This window comes from Ideonella azotifigens (assembly GCF_006519715.1).
In the GTDB taxonomy this organism is placed as follows: domain Bacteria; phylum Pseudomonadota; class Gammaproteobacteria; order Burkholderiales; family Burkholderiaceae_C; genus Ideonella; species Ideonella azotifigens.
Map to the genome: position 1 here is coordinate 1 of NZ_VIDT01000353.1, position 5,749 is coordinate 5,749.

Below are 5,749 nucleotides of genomic sequence, written 5' to 3' on the forward strand. Positions count from 1 at the left end.
GAGGCTGCGATGAACCAGTTCGCGATCCTCTACGACGACCGGTTCACAAGACCCACAACGTAGGATCCCCAACCGCCATCACGGCATCAGTGAAGGCTCAACGAGCCTCACACACAGAAATTAGGACAGGCCCGACGGCGAAAATGCAGACCGCTTCTGAGAAGCGAGGCAAGACTTCGACAGCCGGCAGCGCGACGCGAACTCTTAGCCTTCTTCATTTCAGATGCGTGCTCGCCACCTTTGGGCAGAGCGGCACTTCAAGATGACTTGGCCGGACGGATACCGTTCACCTGAAGCGCCCGCTGCTGATCATCTGGGATGGATTGAACCTAAATCCGGCAGTTGCCTTCCCCTGATTGCCCGGCAAGCCAGCACTGGCGCGGGTTTGGCGGTCTTGGCACACTCACCCGATGGGTGAGGCAAGACGCAAGGCGCTGTTGGCGCGGCGAGGGACGGGCGAAGAGCCGGCCGAGCCGCAGGTCGTGGACACGTTGGGCGGGCGCATGCACGTTCGCTGGGACACCGGTGCGGCGGCCACGCCGCACGGCCAGCTGGTGTTCTTCGCCGAGTTCCTGGCCGCCACGGGTGTGTTTGAGCGCTGGGTGTCGGACAGCCCGTTGTCGTACCGAAGCGGCAACGCGCCGGACAAACGCGACGTGCTGGGCACGCTGATGCTGGGGCTGCTGGCCTGGCACCGGCGCTACGCCCACATCACCGCGCTGCGCGGCGACGCCGTGGCGGCGCAGGCGCTGGGCATGGCCAAGGTCGTCAGCGAGGATGCGCTGCGCCGGGCGCTCGAACGCATCGACGAGGCAGCCAGCGCGGCGTGGTTGCGCCCGAGCCTGCAGCACTCGGTACGCGAGGCGCTGGATCGGCCATGGGTGCTGGACATCGACGCGAGCATCAAGCCGCTGTACGGGCATCAGGAAGGGGCAGAGATCGGCTACAACCCGAGCAAGCCGATGCGCCCGAGCCACGTGCTGCATACCTTCCTGGTGAGCAACCTGCGCCTGGTGCTGGATGTGCAGCTCAGCGCCGGCAAGCAGCACACCAGCGTGCACGCCAAAGCCGCGCTGGGGCGGCTGCTGGACGAACTCGCTCAAGGACCAGGAGGAGATCGCCGGCCGGCGCTGGTGCAAGGCGACTCGGGCTACGGCAACGAGGGCATCCTGCTGACGCTGGAGCAGCGCCAGCAACCCTACCTGCTGCGGCTGCGGCAGACGAAGAACGTGCAGCGCCTGGTGGTGCAGCAGTTCACCCGCCAGGATTGGAGCCGGCCAGACAGCCAGGGCTGCCAGATGGTCGAGGCCCAGTTGCAGCTGCACAGTTGGCGCACCAAGCGCCGCGTGGTCATCGTGCGCCAGCGCATTCGCGGCGGCATTGCCCGGGAGAGGCGCTTGGACGGCAAGCAACTGCGGCTGGACCTGGCCGGCCTGAGCGTGCACGAGGGCGACCGGCTGTGGGAGTACGCGGTGCTGGTCACAGACGTGGCCTGCCCGCTGGAGTCGGTCGGTCAGTTGTACCGTGACCGCGCCGACGCGGAGAACGCCTTCGACGAGCTGAAGAACCAATGGGGCTTGGGGGGCTTCACCACGCAGGACATCAACCCGTGCCAGACGGTGGCCCGAGCGTGTGCGCTGGTCTACAACTGGTGGAGTTGGTATTGCCGGGCGGCGCACCCGGCGGGCCGGCTCGAAGCCATCACCAGCCGCCCGCTGCTGCTGGCCGCGGTGGGCACGGCCGCCAGCCACGCCAACCAGACGATGCTGTACCTCACGCCGCTGCACGGCAAGGCCGAGTTGCTCAAGCGGCTGATCGCCAACATCGGTGCGGCTTTGCAGCACGTCAAGGCAGCTGCGGAGCAGTTCAAGGGCCTGGACCGCTGGGCTTGCTTGCTGCGCTACATCAGCGATCGCATCGCGCCCGTCATCGGGCCACCCAGGCCAGCCCCAGCGCTGCCGGCGACCGGGTAACTGCCGGATTTAGGTTGAAAGCCCATCGCAGCAAGCTCGGCGTGAGTACCTGTACTCCACCGATGGTGCTGTCCGGATGGCGTTCTTGCCGCCGTACTCGCCGGACTTGAACCTCGTGGAGTTCCCGTGGGCCTGGCTCAAGCGGCATGCCCTGGCCAACTTCTGGCCTGCCAACCTTGATGAACTCAACGTCACGGCCCGCAACAAGCTCAAGAGTGCACAGCACCGCCCCTCGTTCATCGCCGCGTGCTGGGCACAAGCCAGGCTCTGGTGATGTCACCATTTACGGAAAGCTCAATGGTCAGGAATTCCTAAGCAAGCGACGCCGGGGCGGCGTAGCCGCCATTCAGCGCCGCCCAGCGGTTGGGACCAACCCGTGGGACACGACGGGGTCACCGCGCGTCAGTGTGCAGGCACGTGCACCACGATGCCGTCCAGCGCGGGCGTCATGGCGATCTGGCAGCTCAGCCGGCTGCGCTGCGAATGCCCGGGGATGGCGCTGGCCAGCAGCGTGCGTTCCATGTCGTCAGGCGGCGGCAGCGCCGCCAGGAAGGCCTCCTCGACCTGCACATGGCAGGTGGCGCAGACACAGGCGCCGCCGCATTCCGCGTCGATGCCCGCCACGTTGAGCCACAAGGCGTTTTCCATGACGCTGCTGCCGGGCTGGGCGTCCGTGCAGCTGCGGCGGCTGCCGTCGCTCAGAAGGTAGTGAATGGTGAGCATGGGTTGGGAGGGGTCAGAACATATCGAAGTACTCGCGGTGTTCCCACTCGCTGACTTCGAGGTTGAAGCGGGCGATTTCCGCTTCCTTGATGTGGCAGTAGTAGTCCACGAAGCCCTGGCCGAGCTGCGCGCAGAGTCCGCTGTCCTGCCGCAGGCAGGCCAGCGCCTGCTCCAGCGAGCGCGGCAGCGGTTCGGCCGGCGTTTCGTAGGGCACGTCGGCCGAGGGGCCTGGGTCGAGCTGGCGTTGCAGGCCGTCCATCCCTGAGAAGAGCTGCGAGGCCAGGTACAGATAGGGATTGGCCGCAGGCTCGCCCACACGGTTCTCGATGCGTGTGCCGGCCTGCCCCGGCCCGCCCAGCACGCGCAGCATCGCGCCGCGGTTGTCACGGCCCCAGAGCGCACGGTCGGGCGCCAGCGAATGCGGCCGGTAGCGGCGGTAGCCATTGATGGTCGGGCAGGCCAGCACGGCGGCACCGCGCGCATGGTGCTTCAGGCCGCCGAGGTAGTGCATGCCGAGTTCGCTCAGCGGCTGGCCGGATGCCGCTTCGGGCATGAAGGCGTTGCGGCCGTCGCTGAGGCGCCGCAGCGACTGGTGCAGATGCCAGCCGCTGGACATCACGTTGGGAATGCGCGGCCGGCACATGAAGGTGGCGTGGTAGCCGTGGCGTTGGCAGATCTGCTTGATGGCGCTGCGCAGCAGCACCATGGTGTCAGCCGGTGTCACGCCGGCCGTGGGGCCGAATGTGAGCTCGAACTGGCTGGGCCCGTACTCCACCTCCAGCGAGCGCAACGGCAAACCCAACGCCACCAACTGGCTGCGCAGCAGCTCCATCACCGGGTCCACACGGTCGTAGCGCAGCTCCGTCAGGTACTGGTGGCCATGGGACAGCAGCGAGACCCGCGGCGGCTCACCGGGCTGGCCCGAGTCGGCCAGGCCCAGCCGCGCGTCCTCCAGCTTGAAGACATGGAACTCCACCTCCAGGCCGGCCACGAACGCCAGGCCCTGGCTTTCGAGTTGCTGCACTGCGCGCTGCAGGATCTGCCGGGTGGCATAGGGGCAGGGGCTGCCGTCTGGCATGTAGGCATCGCACAGCAGCCAGCCGGTGCGTGGTGTCCACGGCAGCACCCGGAAGGTGGTCGGGTCGGCCACCAGGGTGATGTCGGCACCGCCCTGCAGGCCAGGCACCGCGAAGCCGCCGCCGGCCGAAAAGACCGGAAACACCGAGCGGTGCGAGCTGTCCTTGGCCAGCAGCGTCGAAGTGAGCTGCACGCCCTCCCACAAGGCCGCGCGGGCCTCGCTGGCCACCAGCGTCTTGCCGCGCAGCAGGCCGTGCTGGTCGGCAAAGGCGAAGCGCACCACGTCAAGTTCGCCGCCATCAATGCGGCGCACCAGCTCGCGAGCCTGGTCCTGCCGCTCGGTCGTCCACAGGCCAAAGCGCTCGACGAACGGCGCCGCGCCCGTCATGCCTGCTCCGCCGGGGCCAGGCGCGCGGCCGCCCATTCACAGCGCTGGCGGCGCTCAAGGTCGGCGGCCTGCCAATAGGCTTCGGTGTCCACTGGCCCTGCCTCGGCGTCGTCCGCCCCGGCGGGGGCATGGGCGATGCCATCAATCGAGGCCGGGCCGGTCAACTGCGCGGCCTGCGCCGCATCGACCAGCAAGGGCGCAGGCTCGCCCGCCAGCGTCCCTTTGATGGCTTTCACCAGCAGCCGGCGGTAGGCGATGATGCCTTTGTCGGTGGTGCCCAGGTGCTCGCGGGTGCGGTCCTGGATGGCGCCCTGCGACTCGACGGCCCACTGGTCGTGCACATTGATGTCGTCGCCCATGCCGGTGTAGGTGGCCAGGCGCTGCTCCTCGATGTTGTAGCCGTAGTCATTGCGCTTGTTGCGGCGGGAGGTGTAGTGCGGCAACTCGTAGAGCTGCAGTCGCTGCTCGCGCATCTGCTGCTTGTCCACCGGTCCGGTGAAGCTGGTGAAGATGGCGTACCAGTAGCAATGCGTGTCGTCCACCGGCACATGCCACTGCGAGATCGTCATCTCGGCGCTCATCGGGATCACGAAGGCCTGCGGGAACAGCACGTTGGTCACCCGCACGTGGGTGCTGGCCTGCGAGAGCCGGCGCAGCGCCGTCAGGCGCAGGCCGTAGTCGGTGCTGGCCACGCTGATCTCCGGCCGGTCATGCTCGCGCAGCACCTGGGTGATGGGCATGCTGGAGTCGGCCGAGGCGCCGCGGAACTGCTTGCCATAGCTGGCAGCGGTGTCCGCGTCCTCGAAGAAGCGGTGCAGGTAGGAGGCATGCGCGGGATCAATGCCCACCTCCAGCGCCTGCAGCCAGTTGCACTCGAACAAGCCCTTGAAGGCAAAGGTGTGGCTGTCCGGCGCCACAAAGCAGTCGAAGTCCGGAAAGGCCGGCGGCGTGCCCTGGCCGAGGTAGGCGAACAGCACCCCGCTCTTCTCCACCACCGGGTAGGCCGCCTGCCGGATGCGCGTGCACATCTTGCTCTCTGCCGGCTCGGCCGGCGTCTCCAGGCATTGGCCGGTGGCGTCGAACAGCCAGCCATGAAAGGGGCAGCGCAGGCCGCCATCCTCCAGGCGGCCAAAGGCCAGGTCGGCACCGCGGTGCGGGCAGTCCCGGTCCAGCAGGGCATGGCGCCCCTGCTCGTCGCGGAAGAGCACAAATTCCTGCCCCATCAGCCGCACTGCCTTGACCGGGCGCGGACCGGCCAGCTCATCGGTCAGCGCCACCGGCTGCCAATAGCGGCGCAGCAAGCTGCCGGCCGGTGTGCCGGGGCCTACGCGGGTGACAAATTCGTTCTGCTCGGCGCTCAGCATGGCAGCCTCCCTGAAACCAGGCATGCGCAGCTCATACGATCACCCCGCCGTCGACCACGATCTCCTGGCCGGTGATGTTGCGGCCGCCCTCGCTGACGAGAAATCGCACCGTGGCCACCACATCGGCGGTCTCGTTGGGCCGCTGCAGCGCGACGCCAAGCGACTGCACATAGCGCGCCAGCACCACTTCCTCGCTTACCCCCTCGGCGGCGGCTTGGTCGGCC

5 protein-coding genes and 1 pseudogene are annotated in these 5,749 nt (G+C 67.9%); 2 read left to right on the plus strand and 4 right to left on the minus strand.

The genetic code is table 11. The features are described 5' to 3' along the window. The first annotated feature begins 410 nt into the window (after positions 1 to 410). Together FKP22_RS19120 and FKP22_RS19125 are read left to right on the plus strand one after the other, a co-directional pair. The gene (locus tag FKP22_RS19120; protein ID WP_141289304.1) at positions 411 to 1,973 is read left to right on the plus strand and encodes a transposase; all 1,563 of its coding nucleotides are present in this window, start codon (positions 411 to 413) and stop codon (positions 1,971 to 1,973) included. 14 nt (positions 1,974 to 1,987) lie between these two features. Beyond that, positions 1,988 to 2,247: pseudogene (locus tag FKP22_RS19125) on the plus strand (transposase); the annotation flags it as partial. 128 nt (positions 2,248 to 2,375) lie between these two features. Here the strand turns inward: FKP22_RS19125 and FKP22_RS19130 are convergent. The 4 genes from FKP22_RS19130 to FKP22_RS19145 all read right to left on the minus strand — a co-directional run. Continuing rightward, positions 2,376 to 2,696 carry a 2Fe-2S iron-sulfur cluster-binding protein gene (locus tag FKP22_RS19130; RefSeq protein ID WP_141289305.1) on the minus strand — a complete coding sequence of 107 codons (321 nt, stop codon included), beginning with the start codon at positions 2,694 to 2,696 and terminating at the stop codon, positions 2,376 to 2,378. A gap of 13 nt (positions 2,697 to 2,709) precedes the next feature. Further along, positions 2,710 to 4,161: a glutamine synthetase family protein gene (locus tag FKP22_RS19135; protein WP_141289306.1), complete on the minus strand. Its 1,452-nt coding sequence runs from the start codon at positions 4,159 to 4,161 to the stop codon at positions 2,710 to 2,712. Further along, positions 4,158 to 5,525: an aromatic ring-hydroxylating dioxygenase subunit alpha gene (locus FKP22_RS19140; protein WP_141289307.1), complete on the minus strand. Its 1,368-nt coding sequence runs from the start codon at positions 5,523 to 5,525 to the stop codon at positions 4,158 to 4,160. Before FKP22_RS19140 ends, FKP22_RS19135 begins: the two co-directional genes overlap by 4 nt. A 31-nt stretch (positions 5,526 to 5,556) precedes the next feature. Continuing rightward, a partial coding sequence (locus FKP22_RS19145; RefSeq protein ID WP_141289308.1) for an SDR family oxidoreductase occupies positions 5,557 to 5,749 on the minus strand: 193 nt, incomplete at its 5' end.

What these genes read in the sequence shown, in the direction of transcription:
- FKP22_RS19130 (WP_141289305.1), bottom strand. Translation starts at nt 2,696, where the DNA reads ATGCTCACCATTCACTACCTTCTGAGCGACGGCAGCCGCCGCAGCTGC.
- FKP22_RS19140 (WP_141289307.1), bottom strand. Translation starts at nt 5,525, where the DNA reads ATGCTGAGCGCCGAGCAGAACGAATTTGTCACCCGCGTAGGCCCCGGC.
- FKP22_RS19135 (WP_141289306.1), bottom strand. Translation starts at nt 4,161, where the DNA reads ATGACGGGCGCGGCGCCGTTCGTCGAGCGCTTTGGCCTGTGGACGACC.
- FKP22_RS19120 (WP_141289304.1), top strand. Translation starts at nt 411, where the DNA reads ATGGGTGAGGCAAGACGCAAGGCGCTGTTGGCGCGGCGAGGGACGGGC.